The organism is Arthrobacter sp. NPDC058288 (assembly GCF_042880995.1).
Classification (GTDB): domain Bacteria; phylum Actinomycetota; class Actinomycetes; order Actinomycetales; family Micrococcaceae; genus Arthrobacter.
The window spans coordinates 841,234-862,467 of sequence record NZ_JBHVYH010000001.1; the positions used below are offsets into that span (position 1 = coordinate 841,234).

General features: G+C 63.5%; 14 protein-coding genes and 2 pseudogenes. 9 read left to right on the plus strand and 7 right to left on the minus strand.

Annotation, left to right across the window (positions count from 1 at the left end; translation table 11 throughout):
- Positions 1 to 54 precede the first annotated feature (54 nt).
- Entirely contained in the window at positions 55 to 915 is an 861-nt protein-coding gene (locus ACFVWT_RS03905) for a LysM peptidoglycan-binding domain-containing protein (RefSeq protein WP_390245403.1), read from the minus strand.
- A gap of 156 nt (positions 916 to 1,071) precedes the next feature.
- Here ACFVWT_RS03905 and ACFVWT_RS03910 point away from each other — a divergent pair, with 156 nt between their 5' ends.
- A complete protein-coding gene (locus tag ACFVWT_RS03910; protein WP_390245405.1) occupies positions 1,072 to 1,650 on the plus strand; it encodes a hypothetical protein in 579 nt (192 codons plus the stop codon).
- Between the two features lie 24 nt (positions 1,651 to 1,674).
- Here ACFVWT_RS03910 and ACFVWT_RS03915 read toward each other — a convergent pair.
- Together ACFVWT_RS03915 and ACFVWT_RS03920 are read right to left on the minus strand one after the other, a co-directional pair.
- A pseudogene (locus ACFVWT_RS03915) lies at positions 1,675 to 1,779 on the minus strand (DNA-binding protein); the annotation flags it as partial.
- Between the two features lie 363 nt (positions 1,780 to 2,142).
- Positions 2,143 to 2,697 carry a hypothetical protein gene (locus ACFVWT_RS03920; RefSeq protein WP_390245407.1) on the minus strand — a complete coding sequence of 185 codons (555 nt, stop codon included), beginning with the start codon at positions 2,695 to 2,697 and terminating at the stop codon, positions 2,143 to 2,145.
- A gap of 194 nt (positions 2,698 to 2,891) precedes the next feature.
- Between ACFVWT_RS03920 and ACFVWT_RS03925 the strand changes: the two genes are divergently transcribed.
- The 3 genes from ACFVWT_RS03925 to ACFVWT_RS03935 are packed head-to-tail and all read left to right on the plus strand — an operon-like array spanning position 2,892 to position 7,083.
- Positions 2,892 to 3,968 carry a tyrosine-type recombinase/integrase gene (locus ACFVWT_RS03925; RefSeq protein ID WP_390245409.1) on the plus strand — a complete coding sequence of 359 codons (1,077 nt, stop codon included), beginning with the start codon at positions 2,892 to 2,894 and terminating at the stop codon, positions 3,966 to 3,968.
- Positions 3,965 to 6,475 (plus strand): hypothetical protein, encoded by a 2,511-nt coding sequence (locus ACFVWT_RS03930; RefSeq protein WP_390245411.1) that lies wholly within the window; start codon positions 3,965 to 3,967, stop codon positions 6,473 to 6,475. Before ACFVWT_RS03925 ends, ACFVWT_RS03930 begins: the two co-directional genes overlap by 4 nt.
- On the plus strand, positions 6,472 to 7,083 hold the full coding sequence (locus ACFVWT_RS03935; protein ID WP_390245413.1) for a DUF6262 family protein: 612 nt from the start codon (positions 6,472 to 6,474) through the stop codon (positions 7,081 to 7,083). The genes ACFVWT_RS03930 and ACFVWT_RS03935 overlap by 4 nt, the downstream gene beginning before the upstream one ends.
- Here ACFVWT_RS03935 and ACFVWT_RS03940 read toward each other — a convergent pair.
- Together ACFVWT_RS03940 and ACFVWT_RS03945 are read right to left on the minus strand one after the other, a co-directional pair.
- Positions 7,080 to 7,319 carry a helix-turn-helix domain-containing protein gene (locus ACFVWT_RS03940; RefSeq protein WP_390245415.1) on the minus strand — a complete coding sequence of 80 codons (240 nt, stop codon included), beginning with the start codon at positions 7,317 to 7,319 and terminating at the stop codon, positions 7,080 to 7,082. The genes ACFVWT_RS03935 and ACFVWT_RS03940 overlap by 4 nt on opposite strands.
- Before the next feature lie 138 nt (positions 7,320 to 7,457).
- Positions 7,458 to 7,574: pseudogene (locus ACFVWT_RS03945) on the minus strand (helix-turn-helix domain-containing protein); the annotation flags it as partial.
- Between the two features lie 153 nt (positions 7,575 to 7,727).
- Here ACFVWT_RS03945 and ACFVWT_RS03950 point away from each other — a divergent pair.
- The 4 genes from ACFVWT_RS03950 to ACFVWT_RS03965 are packed head-to-tail and all read left to right on the plus strand — an operon-like array spanning position 7,728 to position 16,093.
- Complete coding sequence (locus ACFVWT_RS03950) at positions 7,728 to 8,372, plus strand: hypothetical protein (protein WP_390245417.1); 645 nt, start codon at positions 7,728 to 7,730, stop codon at positions 8,370 to 8,372.
- Complete coding sequence (locus ACFVWT_RS03955; protein WP_390245419.1) at positions 8,369 to 9,679, plus strand: CpaE family protein; 1,311 nt, start codon at positions 8,369 to 8,371, stop codon at positions 9,677 to 9,679. Before ACFVWT_RS03950 ends, ACFVWT_RS03955 begins: the two co-directional genes overlap by 4 nt.
- A 57-nt stretch (positions 9,680 to 9,736) precedes the next feature.
- Positions 9,737 to 14,590, plus strand: coding sequence for an NAD-glutamate dehydrogenase (locus ACFVWT_RS03960; RefSeq protein ID WP_390245421.1), 4,854 nt, complete (start codon positions 9,737 to 9,739; stop codon positions 14,588 to 14,590).
- A gap of 33 nt (positions 14,591 to 14,623) precedes the next feature.
- Complete coding sequence (locus ACFVWT_RS03965) at positions 14,624 to 16,093, plus strand: sensor histidine kinase (protein ID WP_390245423.1); 1,470 nt, start codon at positions 14,624 to 14,626, stop codon at positions 16,091 to 16,093.
- Positions 16,094 to 16,176: 83 nt separating this feature from the next.
- Here ACFVWT_RS03965 and ACFVWT_RS03970 read toward each other — a convergent pair whose 3' ends face one another.
- Positions 16,177 to 16,425, minus strand: a complete 249-nt coding sequence (locus tag ACFVWT_RS03970; protein WP_003804966.1) for a WhiB family transcriptional regulator — start codon at positions 16,423 to 16,425, stop codon at positions 16,177 to 16,179.
- Positions 16,426 to 16,665: 240 nt separating this feature from the next.
- Between ACFVWT_RS03970 and ACFVWT_RS03975 the strand changes: the two genes are divergently transcribed.
- Complete coding sequence (locus ACFVWT_RS03975) at positions 16,666 to 17,121, plus strand: hypothetical protein (RefSeq protein WP_390245425.1); 456 nt, start codon at positions 16,666 to 16,668, stop codon at positions 17,119 to 17,121.
- Here ACFVWT_RS03975 and ACFVWT_RS03980 read toward each other — a convergent pair.
- On the minus strand, positions 17,078 to 21,121 hold the full coding sequence (locus ACFVWT_RS03980) for an FtsK/SpoIIIE domain-containing protein (protein ID WP_390245427.1): 4,044 nt from the start codon (positions 21,119 to 21,121) through the stop codon (positions 17,078 to 17,080). The two genes, ACFVWT_RS03975 and ACFVWT_RS03980, sit on opposite strands and share 44 nt — an antisense overlap.
- Positions 21,122 to 21,234: the final 113 nt, after the last annotated feature.

A 21,234-nucleotide genomic window follows, 5' to 3' on the forward strand; every position in this document is an offset into this window, starting at 1 on the left:
GTTTCCTCTGATTGATGACGGATACTGGATAGCTGCGGATGGCCGGCTGCGGATCTAGGATGCGGCGGGAGGCCGAAGGATCTGTCCCGGAAGAAGCACATTGGGGTTGTCTCCTATGACGGCCCTGTTGGCCTCATACCATCGGGGCCATTCCCGGGCGACGTCGAGATCGGATGCCTGGGACCCGCCCAGCTGCCTGGCCGCAATGCTCCAAAGCGAGTCGCCGGCCAACACTGTGACGTGCCCGCCGTCCTCGACAGGTTGACGGGCGGACCTGACAGGTTGTGCCGCCAATGGGCCCGGGGCCACGTGAGGTGCATCCGGTTTCCAGCCTGGATCCAGGTCTTCAAGGGACGTAGAGCCTGCGGGCAATCCGGACACAAAGGTGGCACGGTCCTCGAGACCGCCCGCGGACGATGCCGTTGGTGATGACCGCGGGGTTGGCGGTGGGACCGGAAGCTGTCCCTGAGCGGCCTGTCCGGTGTCCATCGAAACTGCTGCGGCGGCCGGATTGGACGTTGGACTCCACCGGGGGTCCGCTGGATCCGCCGCTGCGTGGGCCAAGGGCGCCGCCAGCAGTTGGATTCCTACTGCGGCGAGGGCGAGCCTGCGCATGAAGGCGGGACTGAACTTGCCGGTGATTGCCGCAGCCCGATTGTTCCCGGCGCGCTCGAGGACCGCGGACACGAGAGCTGACAGCATGGACAGGACCCACCAGGTGACGACGATAAGTCCTGCGGTATTGACGGCAAGTCCGAGCAGGTCTTCAAAGCCCAGCGACTGGGCCTTTGCCGAGGAACGCTGCCAGCGCGCCATCAGGGAGGCTCCGGTTGCCGCCAGACAAAGGCCAAGGAGCAGAATCGCCGCCGCCAGGGCTGCATCCGAGCCGAGAAACCTCACGCGTGGAACCACCATGACCACTCCTCATCTCATTTGATGCTTTTTGATGCTGTTTGATGTAGATCAATCCAGTTTGAACCCTTTTTCCGAGTTTTGTCCAGTCATTTGTTTTTTAGTGCCCACGTCGGGCCGTGGATTGACCGCGGGGCGGGAGCAGCCTAGATTTGCGGCATGCGATGGGATGCCCTGTTTGAGGACATGGAGGCGCAGTTGGCCTCAGTTGACCGATTGGAGCTTGAATCGGAAATAGCCGAGCGGTCGAGGGCCGACGTCGCGGGCGTGGAGCTCGCGGACAGATTGCGTGGCTCCCTGGGGCTCAGGGTGACCGTCCACCTGGCCTCCGGCGCTGCGTTCGAGGGAACATTGAGCCACGTCGGGGGAGAGGGCCTGGTCCTCAACGATCATCATCACCAAGTGCTGGTTCCCTTTGCGGCGGCTTCCCGCTACCACGGCCTGGGTAGGCTCGCAGTGTCGGAGCCGTCATCGGTCAGACGGAAACTGGGACTGGCCAGTGCACTTCGCGGCTTGGCGCGTGACAGGGCGGAGCTCGCGGTTGTCCTCGTCGGGGGGACATCGGAGGCGGCGGGGCTGAGCGGGGTCATAGACCGAGTGGGGCGGGACTACTTCGATCTGGCCGTAACCCGGCCCGGGGAGGCGCGCCGCGCCGCCAACGTCAGTCAGATTGCGTCGGTACCGTTTGCGTCGCTTGGTGCGTTACGGTCCATCCGCGGTGCGGAGCGGCATCAGTAGGATGCACCTGCGGCCGCCAATGGCTCAAACGGACTTGGATTTGGATTGCTGGATCATCCGGTCTGCCTCGGCATATCGCTCTTCGATGTACTGTTCCAGCATCTTTTCTTCGACGCGCCACTGTCCGCGTTTATCTTGCCTCCATTGCCGCTGTAGGAATTGTTTGTTTGAGCACCGCGCTCTTCGTTCCTAACTCTCTTTCGGAGTCCTTGTGAGGATGGCGGCGCGTGCCAGCCTGGCCCCGCGAGCCGTTCATCCGCCGTGCCCCTTTTGAGGCCATTCCCGGCGTCCTGTTTGACGAACCTTCTACGGAAGGATCCGAGTGCGCCGGGGTGGGGGCCTAGCCTCGGCTGGGGGGACTAAGTCCGGGAGCTTTCAGGCGTGGATGCTTCTATATCTGCCAAGTAGAGGCTTGCTGGAGTCGTGGGCTAACGGCGAACTGAGTCCGTCGGAGTAGGCCCGCGGTTCGAGCTAAGTTTTGTAGAGAAGGTCTCATTTAGGACCAGCGTTGAGGTCGGTATGGTCCGCGAGTAGGGTGAGGCCTGCTTCTGCGGTGGCTACTTCGAGGTCTCCCTTGTCTGTGCCAATCGCTGCGATTTTCCAGGACCGTTTGAGCTCCGCCGGCTTCTTCGGGGGAAGGTCGAGCAATCCATGGGAGGTCAGCTCGCTGAACTCCCGCACGTGCCCCGTCGGGGATCCCAGAGGCTGGAATTTGATAGTTCCGTTGTTCACCTCGGCCAACCCCTGTTCCCACCTGCTGCTCAGCGAACCGGGGAGAGCCTTGGGGTAGCGGATTGCGCATTCGATGAGTCCGCGCTCAACGTCTCGGAGGAGACGAGCCTCCCTCTCCGACGTTGCCAGTCGCGCGACTACGAGCGTAAAGGCAGCCAAGACGGCGATAGTGAGTGCAATTGAGGGCCAGAAACCAAGTGGTTCACGGAGGATGCTGGAGACCAAAATACCGCCGAAGAGAATCCACCAGTACGACCGCGTGAGAGCCTTTTCCCACCTTCCGAGGGGCGAGGGCTTCGTTATCTCAGCTGCCATGTCTTGATCCTAGCCCGCACCGATACCCGTGACAGCCAGACAGCAGGAACTGAAGGGTGTATGTCGCAACGACGAGGACGCGAAGTGAGGGGTTGCAGTTTGATAATCGTTAATCCTTTGGCTTAGCAGTATCTGTCGTATGCCCTGCTTGAACCGGATAGCTTCCGTTTGTGGGTACTTTTCAAGCGGTTCAAGTGACGGTCGAGAAAGATGCGAACGTGTGGGTTGTGGTGGATGTTCGTTTCCGGCTGAGCGAGGAGTGCCGCGGCTACGCGCTGTGGCTGGCTCATTCCGGGCGGGCAGTCAACACGCAGAAGGCTTACCAGCTCAGGCTGGCGAGGTTCCTGTCCTGGTGCGCGGAGACAGGCACGGCCTGGACCATGCTCCGGTTCCACCAGTTGGCGGCTTACAAAGCCCGTCTTGAACGGGCCTCCGCCAACGGCGATGGGCTGTCCGGAAAGACGGTCAACGCCCATCTGACGGCCGTAATGGTGTTCTTGCGTTACGCGGTCGCGCACGGTTTCGGAACTGACCAGCTCCGGATGACCGTCGAAGGAGGCCGCCCTGGAACGGCTTCTCTGAACCTAGCAGGACAGTGGAAGACCGCTCCGGCAAGGCTGGTAAAGGCCCGAGAGATCAAACGACGGCCCGTGGTCCTGACGCCAACACAAGCCGACCGTATTTTGGAGGCGGTCGATCGGCCGCGGGATAGGCTCCTGGTGCTGCTCATGTTGCGTTGCGGCTTGCGGGCCGGCGAAGTACTCGGCCTGAGGCTGGAGGACATGCACATGCTGCCCGACTCCGGCCATCTGGGCTGCACGATTCCCGGGCCCCACGTCCATGTTGAACGGCGCAGCAACCCGAACGGGGCCTGGGCCAAGTCACCGTATGAGCGGAACGTCCCATTGCCTGCCGATGTTTGTGAGGTCCACGCCGCCTACATGGCCCAAAGATACGCGTCCTTGGGCGGCAATCAGCCTAACGCGTTGATCCTGTCGGTGACCGCCAAGAACCCGGCGTCCCTGGGATACCCGGGGCTGCACCGCATGCTCGCGGCCGTTGGGAAGACCACGGGGTTGCCGATCCGGGCGCATCAGTTCCGGCATACCGCAGCCACCGGATGGGCACGGGCCAAGGTCGACCCGGATGTCATCATGGGACTGCTGGGCCACAGGTCATTGGCGTCGACGTCGATCTATTTGCACCCTGCGCAGGAGGAGCTTCGCAGAGCGGTGGAAGCAACCCTGCCCGGCAAGGATGCACCGCAGTGACAGCCTCCGCCGAATTCCTGCGCCGTGAATCGCCGGTCCCCGGGGCCGGCTCCTATCTGGCCTTTCTGGAATCCATGCTCGAGCCCCAATGGCGCCCCGGCGAATGGGACGCCCGGCTGTGGTTGCTCGCTGCAGACCCGGACAATCCCTTGACCGGGATCTACCCCTGCCCGACGCCCGGGTGCCCCCGCGTCGCGACCGTCACAGGACGCCTCTGCCGTTCCTGCACCAGTGGAGAACCCGGTGCCGAACCCGCCCCGGCAAGGCGCTGGTCCCCGGAGCCCGACGCTCCACGCTGCATCGTTGGCTCAGCCGGACGGAACTGCCAGGCCATGGGCATGATCAGGGGGCTCTGTCACCTGCACTACGGCCGCTGGCACCGCAGCTTCGACAATGGGCAACCCCGGCTCAGCGTTGAGGAGTTCGCCGCGGCCGACAACATCATGTATCGGGCCGGCAAGCCCTGCGCATGCCCAGGCTGCGGGGAAGAATCGAACCAACGCGCCACAAGGCTCTGCCTCTGGCACCACAGCATGTTCCGTAGACTCACCAAGCTCGGCGTCGACCTTGAGGCCTTCACTGCGGTCGAACGCCCGCTTAACCTCCGCTACCACCGCCATGTGTTCTCCTTCATCGATTTGCCACCGATCCTTCGGACCGAACTGCTGCTCGTCCTCCAGGAACGGGACCGCAACTCTTTCCGGATCTTGCCGGTCACGATGCGCCGGATAGTCCGGACTGCCATGGAAACCCGCGCCCGCTCCATCCACCGGCTGCTGGATACAGAAGAGGCCCGGACCCGCCGCGACGCCAGCGTTATCGGGTTCCTCCGGCACGCCGGCCTGCTCACGGCCCGCTGGCGATACCGTCACTCCGGCCGCGACATGCGCTCCGAGGACGTCTGGGACGCGGCCGTCATTGGCCTTCGCATAGACCGGACAACCCACACGCTCTGCTCCAAAGGCACTCTCGATTTCCGCCCCATCAGCGTCGACTGGCTGCGCGAGGCCGCCAAGGACTACTCCCGGCACTTCGACCTCGCCGCCGACCAGGTGCGGGACGTCATCCGCACGATTCAGGTCGTCTCGGATGCCCTGGCACGCCGCCCTCACGGAACCCGGCCCGAGCTCCTGACCCGGGCGGACTCAAACGCAGTCGTGGACGCCTACCGCCACCTCACCGACACCGACGGCCAACCCCGCACGGACTCCGTGAAATACGTCTACTTCAAGCTCTTCCAACGGATCCTCCGAGATGGCGGTGACCTCGAAACCCTGGCCCGGGTCAGCGCCAGGTTCATGTTCATCACGGCGGAGTCCCTCCCCACCGCGGCGCGCGCCAGGAACCCTGGGAAGGCGATCCCGGAGCACATCATCAGGATTCTCGATGCGAACCTGGAACTGCTCGCCGTGGACGAGGCTTATGCCATTCCGGTCGGTCGGACCAGGGCCCTCCATAACCTGATGCTGCAGACCATCTACCAGCTGCTGCGAGACCTCGGCCGGCGGCCCACGGAAATCTACTCCCTGCCCCGCGACACCCTTCGGGAAACCGACGACGGCCAGCCCTACATCATCTACAACAGTCTCAAAACAGCCGAGTACGGGCTGGAACTTCCCATTCACCGCTCCACCGCCCGCGTCATCCAGACCTGGCAGAGCGCGCTTGGGACCATCGAGGACATCCACCCCGACGCTGCCGGCTACCTGTTTCCCTCGCCACGGCGCTATGGCCCCCAGTCACGGACCCACATCACGCCCACGGGCTTTCACACCAACTACTGGCGCTGGATCGACCGGATCCGGAAGCTGCCGGACGTCCGGGCCGACCCGGCGAAACCAGCCGACTTCCTCACCAGGTCCCGGATGGGCCTCTATAACTGGCGCCACACCTATGCCCAACGGCTCAGCGACAACAGCACTCCACCTGATGTCATTCAGGAACTGATGAACCACAAGAGCTTTACGACCTCCACCGGATACATCAAAATCACTAGGGAACGTCAGCGTCAGGCCATTGAGACCGTCAACAGCACTACGATCGACCGCCGGGGGCTGCTCCACGGACCCAAAGACTATGCGGCCTATGTCCGGGAATCCGTGGCGACGCCGCTGGGGCTCTGCACCGAGCCCAGTAACGTCAAAGCAGCCGGACAATCCTGCCCCGTCCGCAACAAATGCGGCGGCTGCCAGTACTACCGGGCCAACCTCTCCCACCTGCCCCAGATCGACGCCCACATCGTCGCCCTCACCGCAGACCTCGCCGCAGCCGGCGACATCGCCGAACCCTGGATCCACCAATCACTCAAAGAAGAGATCAATTCCTACAAACGAATGCGCACCGCGCTGCTGAAGCAAAAATCCAAGCTCACCCCCGAGGACAAGGCCGCCATCGATGACGCCGTCACGCTCCTGCAGCAAATCCCTCCCGCAGCGCCTCACCTTGAAGCCGCCGGAGAGCGTCGGATGCTGCCGCTGACACCCATCCGAACCGCGGACCGGACGTGAGCGAAAAACGGCAGGCAGCCATCGCCGGGCTCATTACCGCCAAGAAAAAGGAAAGCAAAACCAAACAAGCCCTCGTCCGGAAAGCAATCACCCGGCTCATCAACGGCTCCGAGCTGCTAACCGTCTCCTCAGTAGCCAGGGCAGCCGGGGTCAGCCGCTGGCTGATCTATAACACCCCGGAACTGAAAACCGCGGTCACCCGCGCCGCTGCGCAGCAGCGCGCGACCTGGGCTCAAGGCCATGAAAAGGCAGGGATGACACCCAAAGGCGCAGTGACCGAACTCCTGCGGCTCCAGGAACGACTCGCCACGGTTACCCGGCAACGCGATCACTACAAACGCGCAGTGAACACCAACCTCGCCGAAGCGCTGGCAGGGAGAACCCCGGAACAGATGGCCAGCTACATCAGCGAACTGGAAAGCCAACTCAGCACAGAACGCAAGAGCGCTGAACAGGCCCGCACCGCGATCTCACTACTCGAAGCCCAGGTCGAAGACCTGAACGACCAGCTGCGCGCCGCGCAATCCATCAACAGGACCATGATGAAACAACGTAACGAGGCAGTGCCCGTCACGATGCTCGAGGCCCGAATGCCTGAAAAGAGCTAGACACCGTCCGGCCCGGGCCGGCCCTCAGAAGACTGCGCACGGACATACTCGGCGGTCTTCTCATAACCCCGGGAAATGTATTCCTCTAAAAGGCGCGACTCAACCCGCCACTGCCCCCGGCCCCCAACCTGAATCGCAGGCAACTCGCCTGACCGGACCAGGGCATACGCCTGGGCTGAGGAGATGTTCAAAATCTCCGAAACATCAGCCAACGCCAGAAACCGCTTCTCAGCCACAGCACATCACGCCCCAAAGACTATCCAACCGGGCCCTACGATCCTCACGAACCTCACAGAAATCAATCACCGGAATGAGGCCCTCTGGCCATGAGCTCCGGGAAGAAATGGCATCGACCCACGTGACTGAGCAAGATAACCGCGGCCCCCCACCTGGATGGCCTTGAGTTCGCCGCTTCGCACGAGTGCGTAGGCTGCCGGGGAATTGATCTGCAGCTGTTCGGCTACGTCTGCAAGGGTGAGGAATCGGGGCATGCCACTATTTTGCCACTATTGGTGCCGAATGATGCGGTTATCCACAATTTGGCGCTGTTTGGCCATGTGACTTTCGATCCGGCCGTTTTGCCGTAACAATGAGGAATCCGGCGCACGAACCAGACCGGCCGGCACCGATGGGGGGAGCAGTACGTGAGTGCAAGCACGACGACGACGGCGGTCAGGCTGAAGAAGCCTTCCTGGAAGGATCCCCGGCTCCTGCTCGGATTCCTGCTGGTTCTGGCATCCGTAGCCGGGGTTGTGTCACTGGTCGGTGCGGCCGACCAGACCACCGAGGTATATGCGGCAAAAGGGCCGATCGCGGTGGGGGAGAAGCTCACGACTGAGAACGTCAACCGGGTAAAGGTCAGGCTCGGCGACGTCGAACCACGTTACATCACCGCGGAGGGTGGACTTCCCGAAGGCATGGTTGCGGTCCAGCGGATTGGCCCGGACCAGTTGGTCCCGCGGGACAGCCTCGGCAGGCCCGACGCGCTAAACCGCAAGCCGGTTGCAATCACCATTGACGAAGCACTGCCGGAGCAGGTGGCCGCCGGTTCGCGGGTGGACGCCTGGGTGGCGCTTCCTGATGCCCGTAACGGCTTCAGTGAACCGAAGCTGCTGCTTCCAGGGGCCGAGATCGCCGAGGTCACTCCCGGATCGACCGCGCTGGGTTCTTCCCGGTCCACAGTGGTCATGGTGCTCGTCACTGACGAGCAGATGCCGAGACTGTTGGGAGCACAGGCGAACAAAGCCAAGATATCCGTTGTCTGGAACCCGGGCGGTGGAACCTCGTGAGTATCCCGGTTGTCACGGTCGGGCAGTCCCGCGAGGACCTGGTCGGCGGCTTGGAACGCCTTCATGGACCGGTCACTGTGGTACGGAGGTGCTCGGAACTTACTGAGCTTCTGGCCGCATGCCAGAGCGGACTTGCCCGGGCAGCCGTGGTCGCCGAAGGTAGCGACGAACTGACGGCTTCGCTAGTTGATCGGCTCACGGCCGTGGGCGTCGTGATCGTTGCCTTGACGGATAGTGACGCCGAGACGGCGAGGCTCACAGCCATTGGCGTCACGGCTGCACCGGCGGGGGTGGACTCGGCAGCGCTGGCGGGCAAAATCTCGGGCGCAGTCGCCCAGTGGGCGCCTAGCGGCTCTTTTCGCGCGGATGACCGCGGATTCGCTGACACCGGTGCCGCCATCCGGACCCAGCCGGGGGCGGGGGAAGATCTCCCCGCAGAGCCGTCCGGTTCGGGCCGAATCATCGGCGTCTGGGGGCCGGCCGGGTCGCCGGGCCGGACACTGGTGGCAGCCAACATGGCCGGTGAATTGGCTGCTGCAGGCAACTCAGTGCTCCTGATTGACGCTGACAGCTACGGCGCGAGTGTTGCGGGAGTCCTTGGACTGCTGGACGAATCTGCCGGGTTGGCGCAGGCCTGCCGGTTGGCGGACCTCGGCCAGCTGGATGCCGATGCCTTGCTGAAGGTCGCTACGCCGCTTGCCCTGAAGACGGGCACGCTCCAGGTTCTGACCGGGATCACCCGCGCGGATCGCTGGACCGAGTTGCGCGCGTCTGCCCTTGGCATGGTCTTTGAGAAAGCCAGGGAAGTGGCCGACTACACAGTAGTTGACACCGGATTCTGCCTTGAGGCAGACGAAGAACTCAGTTTCGACACCATGGCTCCGCGCAGGAACGCCGCCACCCTTCGGAGCCTTGAACTCGCGGACACTGTATACGCTGTGGGATCGGCTGACTCCATTGGCGTGCCGCGGCTCGTGCGGGGACTTTCCGAGCTTGAAGCGGCCGTTCCCCAGGCGTCACCGCGGGTGATTCTGAATAAGGTCCGCGCGTCGGCTGCCGGACGCTTCCCCGAGCGCCAGCTTCGGGAAGCCTGGGAAAGGTACGGGCCGGCGGAAGGTATTTCCGCGTTCCTCCCATCGGACAGCGCCGCCTGCGACGCTGCTCTGCTGTCCGGAAGCCTTCTACTCGAAGCCGCACCCGAATCAGCGCTCCGGCAGGCGATCGCCGAAATGGTTTGTGCACCTGTCCAGCAAAAACGCCGATCCTCTGTCTTTTCTTCCACAGCGAAGCGTCATCTAAAGGGCTAGGCTCGCCATAAGGGTTGCAAAGAGGCAACTATGAACTTGTGATGGAGGCGTTTGTCGATGTCGTCTGGGTCCAGCGTGGAGGATCAGTCCGTTTTGCTCGGAGCCCGTGAAGGGTACTTCGGAGACTACTACGAGCACCTTGCGGAGGAGGATTCCCGGGCCTATTCACCGGACCTCCTTGCCGCCCGCGCCGAAACCCACCGCGAGGTGGCTGCCGTCCGCGTCCCAGGCACGGCCAACATTCGGATTGTGGACGAATCCGACTGCAGCGTCGTGTACATCGTCACGGACGATATGCCGTTCCTCGTGGACTCAGTCAACGCTGAGCTTGTCCGCCAGAACTCGGCCATTCATCTTGTCCTTCACCCGCTTTTTGTTGTGACGCGTAACCGCGAAACCGGGCGACTCACAAAGGTGGACAGGGTCCCGTCCAGCATCGGTATTTCCAGCGGCGACACCGCAGCGATGCCAAGCCTGTCGCACCTTATTGCCCAGGGCGACAATGCCTCGCATATGGAGTCGTGGATCGCTGTTGAAATCGGCCCGGCGAGCGAGGAAGCGCATGCGCGGCTGACCGAAGGCATCGAACGGGTCCTCGGGGACGTCCGGGCCGCAGTGGAAGACTGGCCGAAGATGCGCAACAAGGCGCTCCAGATCGCCCAGGACCTGGATAACGTTGCCAATCCCTCGCAGATCGAGGAACTGCGGCAGGCGCAGGATCTCCTTCGGTGGCTCGACGACGGCAACTTCACCTTCCTCGGGTACCGCGAATATGACCTTGTCAACGAATCCGGCGAGGATGTACTGGAACTGCGGGAGGAGAGCGGCCTCGGGCTTCTGCGCAGCGGCGCCGACGGCCACCATGTCCAGCACCTCACCGTTGCCGGCCGCAGGAAGGCCCGTGAAAAACGCGCCCTTGTCATTACCAAGGCCAATTCCCGGTCAACAGTGCACCGGCCGGCATACCTTGACTACATCGGAGTCAAGAGCTTTGACGCCGCCGGAAACGTAAACGGCGAGCGGCGGTTCATCGGCCTTTTTGCCACCAGCGCCTACGCCGGCTCCGTCAGGAACATTCCGATTGTTCGCGAGAAGGTTGCGGCTGTCCTCCGCAGTGCCGGATTCCCGCCGCACTCGCATTCCGGTAAAGACCTCCTGGGCATTCTTGAAACCTACCCCCGCGACGAGCTGTTCCAGATCGAGATTTCGGACCTTGCCGCGACGGCAACGGGGATCCAGCGTCTTCAGGAACGGCGGCGTACCAGGCTGTTCCTGAGGCCTGACATCTATGGCCGGTTCATGTCCGCGCTCGTGTATCTTCCCCGCGACCGCTACACGACCAACGTACGCCTCCGCATCGAGCAGGAACTCCGCGAGACCTTCCATGCAGTCTCCATTGACTACGAGGCCAGGATGACCGAGTCGGCGTTGGCCCGGCTGTTTTTCCGTATCCGATTGCCCAAGGATGCAGACGTCAGCGACGTCAATGTTGAAGAACTTGAGAAGAGGCTTGTCCGGGCCGCCCGCTCGTGGAGCGAAGGCATCACCGAAGTGCTGCGTGCCAGCGCCACCGACGACGGCAGCAAGGGGCTTGCTGCGGCCTGGGCCGAGGCCTTCCCGGCCAGCTATCGCGTGGACTACGAGGTCGAGGACGCGCTGACGGACATCGCCCGGTTCGAGAAGTACGGGTCGGCTGCTGAGCTGGCTGAGAAAGGCACGCAGGAACGGCCCGGAGTCCACGTGTACCTGCCCGAGGGAGCCGGAGCCACGCTGGAAGAGGACGCCCGCGTCAAGCTCTACATGCTTGAGCCGAAGAGCCTTAGCCAGATTCTGCCGTACTTCCATAATCTTGGTCTTGAAGTACTGGATGAACGGCCCTTCGAGATCGAAACGGCCGACAAGCGGGACTTCTTCCTGTACGACCTCGGCCTGAAGTACCCCGCCAGCGTGGCTCCCCTCGCGACCGGCCAACTGTTGGCCGAAGCTTTCGGCGCCGCCGTTTCCGGTGATGTCGAGTCGGACAGCTTTGACCGGCTGGTCCTGCGCGAAGGTATGCACTGGCGCCAGATCGTGGTCCTCCGTGCCTACGCGAAATACATGCGCCAGATGGGCAACACGAATTCGTTTGGATTCATCGCCGACACGCTGCTGGCGAATCCCGACGTCACACGTTCCCTGACCGCGCTGTTCGCGGCGCGCTTTGACCCTGCCGTCGAGGACGATGTCCGGTCGGAACGCCAGGCGACTGTGAGGGCGGAGCTGGCTGCCGCCATCGAGCAAGTTGCCACCCTGGACGCCGACCGCGTACTCCGGACATTTGCGAACCTCATTGAGGCAACACTCCGTACGAACTTCTACCAGCAGAAGCCGTACCTGAGCTTCAAACTGAATCCGGCCGCAATCGACGGACTGGCTTTCCCGCGACCCATGTTTGAAATCTGGGTGTACTCGCCCAGGGTGGAGGGCGTGCACCTGAGGTTCGGCAAGGTGGCCCGCGGCGGGCTGCGCTGGTCCGACCGGCGTGAGGACTTCCGGACCGAAATCCTTGGCCTTGTTAAAGCACAGACCGTCAAGAATGCCGTCATTGTGCCCACCGGCGCCAAGGGCGGATTCTTTGCCAAGCAGCTCCCGGACCCTGCCGTCGACCGGACGGCGTGGATGGCGGAGGGCGTGGAAAGCTACAAGACGTTCATCCGTGGTCTCTTGGACCTTACGGACAACCTGATCACCACCCCGGAAGGCGAAGCTGTGGTTCCGCCGGCCGACGTCGTCCGCCACGACGACAACGACAACTACCTTGTTGTCGCTGCCGACAAGGGAACCGCAACATTTTCGGACATCGCCAATGGGCTCTCGGCAGAATACGGCTTCTGGCTGGGGGATGCCTTTGCCTCGGGCGGCTCCGTGGGCTACGACCACAAAGCCATGGGGATCACGGCGCGGGGCGCTTGGGAATCGGTCAAGCGCCACTTCAGCGAACTCGACCTGGACACACAGTCTGAGCCGTTCACCGTGGTGGGCGTCGGCGACATGTCCGGTGACGTATTTGGCAATGGAATGCTGCTTTCGCAGCACATCCGGCTGCTGGCGGCATTCGACCACCGCCACATCTTCCTGGACCCTAATCCCGATGAGGCGACGTCCTACGCAGAGCGGCAGCGGCTCTTCGATCTGCCCCGGTCCTCCTGGGACGATTACGACAAATCCCTCATCAGCGAAGGCGGCGGCGTCTTCGGACGGCAGGCAAAGTCCATTCCTGTCTCTGATCAGGTGCGGGTCGCGCTCGGTCTGCCTGACGGCACCGCCGAACTGAGCCCCCCGGAACTCCTTCGAGCCATTCTCCTGGCGCCCGCGGACCTGCTGTACAACGGCGGCATCGGAACATATGTCAAGGCAAGCACCGAAACGCATGCCGAGGTGGGGGACAAAGCGAACGACTCCATCCGCGTGGACGGCCGCGACCTTCGCGTCAAAGTGGTCGGAGAAGGCGGAAACCTGGGCATGACCCAGCGGGGACGCATTGAGGCAGCCCTTCAGGGAGTCATCCTTAATACCGACGCCATCGACAACTCGGCCGGTGTCGACTGTTCCGACCACGAGGTCAACATCAAGATTTTCGTTGACCGCATGGTCGCCGCCGGAAAGCTCGAGGCCTCCGAGCGGGCGGACTTCCTGGCATCCATGACGGATGAAGTCGGCAGGCTCGTCCTGGAAGACAACATTGACCAGAACATCCTGCTCCTCAACGACCGCATCCGTGTTGCGGAGTGGAGCCCCAGCTACGAGCGCCTCATGGACTGGCTGGAGAAATCCGCCGACCTCAAACGGGAACTCGAAGCCCTGCCGACAACGGTGACGCTCCGGGAACGCCTGGAACAGGGACAGGGGCTGACCTCCCCGGAGCTTTCGGTGCTGGCGGCCTACGCCAAGATCGAACTCGCAACGGCACTGCGTGAGAGCGATCTGGCTGACGATCCGTGGTTCAGGCAGACGCTGCGCTCGTACTTCCCCAAGCAGCTTCGGGAGAGGTTCGACGCCGAGCTCGACACCCATCCGCTGCGGCGCGAGATCATTGCCACAGTCGTCGCAAACGACATGATCAACCTCGGTGGCATTACGTTCGCGTTCAGAACCATTGAGGAGACGTCCGCCAACGAAGCGGCCGTAGCCAAAGCATTCGTCGCTCTCCGCGAAATCTATGAGCTTGACGTCATGGTGGGAGAGCTCAACGAACTGCCGGCGTCCTTCCCGACCGAGCACTGGAGCACTGTCCACCTGGACATTCGACGGCTTCTGGACCGTGCGGTCCGGTGGGTGCTGGGCCAAGGCAGCGCTTCCCGGCCGATTTCGGAAATCGTGGACGAATTCAAGCCGCTGATGGACCCGATGCGTGCCCGCCTCCTCGATTACCTGCGCGGTGAGGACCGTGCCCGCGTGGCGGCGTGGCTGGAGAAGGCCCGAAGCTGGGAACTCCCGGAGGATCTCGCCCACCGCTGGGCCGAGCTGTTCGAAAGCTTCGTCCTGCTCGACATCGCCAAGATTGCCCACATCAGTCCGGAGCCGGTGGAGAGCATCGCGCACGTCTACTACACGGTGTTTGACCGCTTCCACGTGGACTCCCTCCTGGAACGGATCACCAAGCTTCCGAGGCGGGACCGCTGGCAGGCACTTGCCCGCGCTGCCTTGCGCGATGACCTGTACTCCACGATTTCGGACATCACGACGTCGGTCCTAGAGTCGACGTCGGCCGGAGCCCCCGCTGAGGACCGGGTACTGGGCTGGGAAGGGCTGAATGCCGAGCAGCTTGACCGTGCCAGGAGCATGTTTGACGAGGTCAACTCCCTCGAAGCGGACGATATGGCCTCACTGTCGGTAGCATTGAGGCTCTTGAGGTCAATCGTCCGACGCTAGGGACCCGTTCCAAGCGTCGAATCTGGAGGTGTAGTGGCAATCTTTACGGACCCCATCAGGGAACATGCTGATTTTGGGCCGGGGGATGCCGAGTGGCTGCACCTCCTGGTCGGCGACTGGCAGATGGTCGCCGACCTCGCCTTCGCCGACCTCGCATTGTGGTTTCCGCATCCTGAGTTTGGTTACGTGGCTCTGGCCCACGTCCGCCCCTCCACCACGCATACGGTGTTCCACGCCGACTTCGTGGGGGAGGGGATCAGGTCGGATCTGCAGCCGCTGGTGGACAAGGCCTGGAGCAGCCGGACCATTGAGCGTTCCAGTGAAACGAACTGGAGCAGTGATATGGCCCTTAGGGTTGAAGCAGTTCCGATGGTCAGGAACGGCCGGACGCTGGCTGTCGTGACCACACACATGGACTTGTCCAGTTCACGGATGCCGTCCAGGCTCGAGCTGACGTACCGGCAGTGTGCCTACGACCTGTTGCGGATGGGTACCCTGGGCTTGTGGCCAGATTTTGCGTCCCCGACCGGATCCCGCCGCGGCGCCCCGCGGGTGGGCGATGGCCTGATCCGGCTCGACGCAGACGGAATTGTGCAGTATGCCAGCCCCAACGGAGTCTCCGCATTCCGGCGCCTTGGTGACGGCGAATCCCTCGAAGGCCGGTCCCTGGCAGAAGTCACAGCAGGACTGCTTCGGGACCGTCGCATGGTTGATGAAACACTGCCGCTCGTCGTGACCGGCAGGATGCCGTGGCGCAGCGAAATCGAGTCCCGCGGAGTCAGCTTGTCACTTCGGGCCATCCCGCTGCGGGACGAGCAGCAGCGTTTCGGGGCTCTGGTGCTCTGCCGTGATGTTTCTGAACTCAGGCGCCGGGAAATGGAACTAGTAACCAAGGACGCCACCATCCGGGAGATCCATCACCGCGTTAAGAACAACCTGCAGACTGTGGCGGCGTTGTTGCGGATGCAGTCGCGCCGGATGGTCAGTGATGAGGCCAAGCAGGGCCTTGAACAGGCCATGCGACGAGTCGCAACGATTGCCCTTGTCCACGAGACGCTCTCCCAAGGGCTGACGCAAAGCGTCGACTTCGATGAGCTCATTGGCCGTCAGTTCCGTCTTTCGGCTGAAGTCGCGTCACCCTCGCAGCAGGTCAAGACGGCGAGATCCGGGCTCTTTGGTGAGCTCCCCAGTGATTTCGCCACACCGCTGGCCCTGGTGATCAACGAGCTGGTGACGAACGCCGTCGAACATGGCTTGGAGGGAAGGACCGGAACTGTCTGGCTGCTGGCCGACCGGTCGGAGGGTGACGACGGCGACGAATTCCTGACTGTCACTGTTGCCGATGACGGAGTTGGCCTGCCGGACACGCCCCACGTCGAAGGCCTGGGATTGCAGATCGTCCGGACGTTGGTCACGAGCGAGCTCGGTGGCAGTATCCAGTGGAAACCGCGTGAGGGCGGCGGCACTGCTGTGCAGATCGTACTGAATTTGCAGAATCGATGAGCTAAGACCCTTAAAGGAGTATGGCCGCGGACTGTGTAGTCCGCGGCCATACTCCTTTGGCCCGAAGGCCGTAGTAGCTGTGGTCAGGAAGCCCGACGGGCGCGGGCGGCGCGCCGCTTGAGGGCCCGGCGCTCGTCTTCGCTCATTCCGCCCCAGACCCCGGCGTCCTGTCCCGATTCAAGGGCCCACTGGAGGCAGGTGTCCACCACCGGGCAGCGGCGGCACACACTTTTCGCTTCCTCGATCTGGAGGAGAGCAGGTCCCGTGTTTCCTACTGGAAAGAACAGCTCCGGGTCCTTGTCGAGGCACGCTGCGCGGTTACGCCAATCCATGCTGATCAGTCACTCCATTCCTGGGAACTCGTTGGAAGCCTCTTGTGAAAATATTCACTAGAGGCTACATAAGAAAGGGACCCTGCCGGGTCCCCTTGGTCATCTGAATTAAGCGTGTCATGTTAACGCTGTGTAAACAAGGGGTAATCGTCTAAGAAGTGCCTCTTAAGCGTGAGCGATACGTCACATAGGTCGCCAGCGCCCTCCCCGCTAACCGACTATGTCCGGTATGGTGCCAGTGTGTCAAGACCCCCAGAGAACCATCCCGGCCCCAGTCCTGCCTCCCCGGGAGCCCGGGCCGTACGGCCGCCGGCGGTCGCCGTTGTGTCCCTCATCGTGGCCGCGGAAGCCACGGCTCTCCTTGTAGCAGCGGGCTGGTATGCCATTCAGCTGGTGACGGGCGCACCGGTGCTTTCGTTTTGGGGGGCAGTGTTTACCCTGGCGCTCCTGCTGTCATTTGCAGCCTGGCTTTACGCTGTTGCATATTTCCTCTTCCGGGGATACCGGTGGCCAAGGGCGGGGGCCCTGGTGGCCCAGTTGTTTGTCCTGACGATAGGATTTCCCACTCTTAACGGCGGCTACGTTGCCGCAGGAATCGCTATGCTGCTGCCGGCCGCTCTCGCAGTGGTGCTGCTGTTCACCAAGCAAGTGATCAGTTTTGCTTCGCGGGCGGGCGGGGCGCCCCCCGCACTGTGACCTGCGGGCTGGGGCCGGGTCCGGCTGCCAGCTGCACGGAACTTGTGCGGCCCTCGGCAATCAGGACCCCCCGCCCGGGTGGCGGGTTGGGCTCCACCTCGAAGCGAACGCCGAAGAAGTCCCCGTCCGTGATGTTCCGCGGTGCGATGAGTATCCCGGTGCCTTGCCCGCGCGCCTGTGACGCCAGCGGTGCCCGCTGGCTGAGTGTTGTGCTGAACCCCGCCGTCAGTATCAGCGCGAACCCGAGCCCGTGCAGGGCTGAGAGGTGCCGGTTGGCTTCCGGCGTCTGCATATCGGCATCATCCACGAGCAATATCGAGTCGTTGTCGATCCCGCCCGAATCAGCGCCGGCCAGGACGTCCGCCCAATAGTTGGCGGCTACATCCTCCCGGCCGGGAACAAACCATCCGGGAACATCCGGGTTCAAGTGCGGAATGGCCAAGAGCAGGGAACTCTTGCCGGAGGACGGGCCTCCCAGAACCGGTAAGACGCTTCCCGGTGGCAGACGGACAGTCGCCGGGACAAGTTCGTCGCCGCCGATGCCGATGACAATCTTGCGGTTCTTGTTTGCGCCTACGGCCCCCTCCCGGTTGGTCTGTAGCGCAGGGAGATCAGCGACGCGCGCCAGCACATCGGAGACGCTCAAGCGACTCGGCAGCGCTTCGACTCTGAAAGGCCTGGCTGCTGGTTCCCTGACCATGGCGGCGCTTGTCAATCCCGCCGGGGACGCGGCATAAAACTGGGCTGCGGATCCCTGGCTGCCGGTGAACGGGCCGAATACGACTGCCCGTCCGCGGACCATCGCAACGCCAGGCAACCGCGGCCACGCAAGTCGGCCCTCTTCGGTGGAGCCGGTGGGAAAGAAGGCCCGGTTGGGGACAGCCGCGAAGAACCGGGACGTTACTACCTCACGGTCGCCGGCTATGAGCACCGACACGCCTGCCTTGGCACCATCCCGGATGATGTCCTGGACAAGGTCTTCCGCCCAGGCCAGCGGCCCGGCCCGAAGTGATGAGACCCACGAACCCCAGCCCGCAAGCACCAGGACAAGTGGTGGCCGAACATCCTCCGCGGAGTGGCTGAGCCGCAGGGAAATCTCGAGTGCAACGCGTTCCAGGATCCTGACGGCCCGGCGGAGTTCGTGAAGTCCTGCCGCTGCGCCCACCCGCGGCAGCGAACGGGCGGAGCTGAAAGAGTTTCCGGCATCGAGCAGGTAGACGTGCGATTCCACCTCATGCACGAGCAGTTGCTGCAGTGCGAGGTCCAAAGCTTCCTCCACCCCGCTGCCTCGTCCGCCGATTAGGGCCAGATGGCCGTGGTCGGATGGTTTCCATGCCAGCCGTGACACGCGCTGCAGGTCAGGCTCGTCCAGTCGTCCCAGTTGCACGCACCAGCCGCAGGGAGCGGATTCGCCTGCCGCGTCGGAGTCGGCAAGGGACACCATCGATGGCAGCGGCATGGCCACGGGACGACGGGGCGCAGCGCCTTCCATTGCGTCCCAGAGTTGCACCAGCGATGTGACAACAGGGCCGGCTGCCAGGGCCGGAGACGGTCCCGGCCGAGGGGCTGCATGCCCGTCCGCTGTGGAGGCCACGAGGGCCTCCTCAGCGCCGCGGACCCTGACGGCGGAAGCACCCAACGCAGCTTCGGCGCCGGCCAGGGACGCCGTCTGAAACTCGACGGGATCCTCCATCCCGCGGGCGAAATAGGCCCGCCCGGGAGAGGACAGCGGAATTCCGGCGGCGACCCTGGAATTGATGATGTCGACCGATTCCATCTCCGACTGGACACGCAGCGCAATACTGGTGGTGACGTTGGCGCGGATGTCCGCCGTAAGCGCTCCTTGGGGCCGCTGTGTGGCCATGATCAGGTGTATGCCCAGCGACCGTCCGATCGCCGCGATCCGCATCAGTTCCTTGAGGGCTTCAGGGGCGTCTTCGACGAGCATTCGAAATTCGTCGATGATGAGGACCAGATGGGGAAGCGGACCGGCCGCGGAGCCCCCGGACCTGTAGCTCGCCAGGTCCGGGGCTTGCGCGGCTGAAAGCAATTCCTCCCGGTGTCGTATTTCCGCGCGCAGGGAGATCAGCGCGCGGTCCAGCTCGTGCCTGGTGAGGTCCGTGAGCATGCCCACGCAGTGGGGAAGGCCCGTCAACGGACCCAGGCCCGAACCGCCTTTGAAATCAATAAAGAGGAAATTGATCCGATCCGGCGGGTAGCTGAGTGCTAGTCCGGCCGCGAGGCTCCGGAGGAGTTCGGATTTCCCGGAGCCCGTGGTGCCTGCCACCAGGAGATGCGGGCCGTCCGACTCAAGGTCCAGCATGCGGGGACCCTGTGCCGCCATTCCGATGGGAACGGAGAGGCCCGGACTCCGGCGGCCGGCCGCCCAACGGCCGGCCGTGTCGGTGGCGGAACCCGCAAGAAGGTCGGCCATGGAGCAGTTATGCGGCACGCCCGGCCCGGAACCTGGACTGCGCTCAAGCCGCGGTGCCATGATGCGGCAATACCGGTCGAAGAATGTCTCGGGGACGAGATCAGGGATGAAGTCCGTCGCGGAGCCCGGAGCGCATACCCGGGCGGCGGCCCCTCCGAGTTCGATGACCGTGCCCGGTGTGGCCGCACCTGCCTGGGTGCAGTCAAGAACCTGCCAGCCGCGGCTTATCGCAGCGGCAGACACGACTGGAAGTCCGGCTGACCCGTCGACGCCGCCGGTCAAAATCAACACACCACGTTCCTGCGCCCGGTCAATGCCGCGCTCCAGGAGGTCTGACGTGGTCCGGAGGCTGGACGAAAGCGTTACCGGCGTGAGGTAGCGGGCGGTCAGCGGAAGAGTTGGGGGTGATCCGTGCACCAGGACCCGGGTCCGTGACGAAGACCGGCAGCTTGTGAGCTGCATGATCACAAACCGGATCAGGCCGGCGACGTCCTGCTGCGGACCGCGGATAAATGTGAGGTCGGAAAGCTGATGAATGAAGGGCATGAGCCCCACCGCCGGCGCCTCAAAATCCGGGTCGGCCGGATCCAGGCTGATGTTGGCCAGTTGCTCTGCCAGGCCGAGCCGCAAGGCAACGTCGTCGGGAATGGCCGGTCCTGCTGGCGGATCCGAGTGGTCGGTTTGCCCCCTGAGGACGAGTTCGGCCGCGGATGGCGCGGACCGCCGTCGTCGTTCAATGTCTTCTTCAACGGCGATAGCGACCAATGACTTGAGCTGGCACCGCTGGCGGCGGCCGGCCATCACGGGAACGAGCACCGAGAATGCGGAAACCGCCGTAAAGGCCAGAAACATCCACATCCCGGTGATAACCGCCAGCCCCACGCCAATGAGCAGCGGCAGTACTGCGGTGAGGAGCAGGACACCTCTATTGCCGCCTTCAGGACGATGCGGAATCTTCAGTGGCTCTGCCACACTGGCTCCGGCAGCCTCCCGCTCCGGAAGCCGACGGTCCGGGCCGGGGCAGAACACGATGGACAGGGTCGAATTTCCGCACCTGATGAGGGAACACGTTGAAACCGAAGTCTGCGTCACCCTCTTCCCGTCTACGAAGGTCCCATTGACACTGCCTAAATCGGCGATGGTGACAGCCGTGTCCGTGACGTCCAACCTGGCGTGTTCGCGCGACAGTGCAGCATCCGGAATGGCGATTTCCGTGCCGCTCCGGCCGATCCGATACCTGCCGCGCCGCAGGGGTACCACCGTCCCCGCAGCCGGACCGCTGTGTACAGCGGCCAGCAGCGTCACGGACCTTCCGTCGCCGTCCTCAGGAGGACGCTGTCCGGCACCGTCAACGATGACGGCGCCGTTGACGAGCGGCTGGGCGCCCACAAAGAGCCCGGACAACGGAAGACCGGATACCGACAGTTCCCCCGTGCCGTAGTCCCGCTCCAGGGCTTCCTGCAGCAAGAGGCCGGAGGCCCCGTGCGGGGACTCAATAGTGAGTTCGAGCGGGGGACCGGCGCTGCCGGCATCGGGCCCGCGGACCAGGGTGCAGTGGAGCGTCATGGGGTGCTTTCCGGTGGTAATGAGTCGGTTTCTGCCCAAGCTACCGCCGTGCATAGCCGCGGGACATCGGCCGCTATGGGCTATGTGGATAAGCCCGCGCTGAGCCCGGGATT

Excerpts from the sequence above, each read along its gene's own strand:
- ACFVWT_RS03910 (WP_390245405.1), top strand. The coding sequence starts at position 1,072 with ATGCGATGGGATGCCCTGTTTGAGGACATGGAGGCGCAGTTGGCCTCA.
- ACFVWT_RS03970 (WP_003804966.1), bottom strand. The coding sequence starts at position 16,425 with ATGGATTGGCGTAACCGCGCAGCGTGCCTCGACAAGGACCCGGAGCTG.
- ACFVWT_RS03980 (WP_390245427.1), bottom strand. The coding sequence starts at position 21,121 with ATGACGCTCCACTGCACCCTGGTCCGCGGGCCCGATGCCGGCAGCGCC.
- ACFVWT_RS03920 (WP_390245407.1), bottom strand. The coding sequence starts at position 2,697 with ATGGCAGCTGAGATAACGAAGCCCTCGCCCCTCGGAAGGTGGGAAAAG.
- ACFVWT_RS03905 (WP_390245403.1), bottom strand. The coding sequence starts at position 915 with ATGGTGGTTCCACGCGTGAGGTTTCTCGGCTCGGATGCAGCCCTGGCG.
- ACFVWT_RS03960 (WP_390245421.1), top strand. The coding sequence starts at position 9,737 with ATGTCGTCTGGGTCCAGCGTGGAGGATCAGTCCGTTTTGCTCGGAGCC.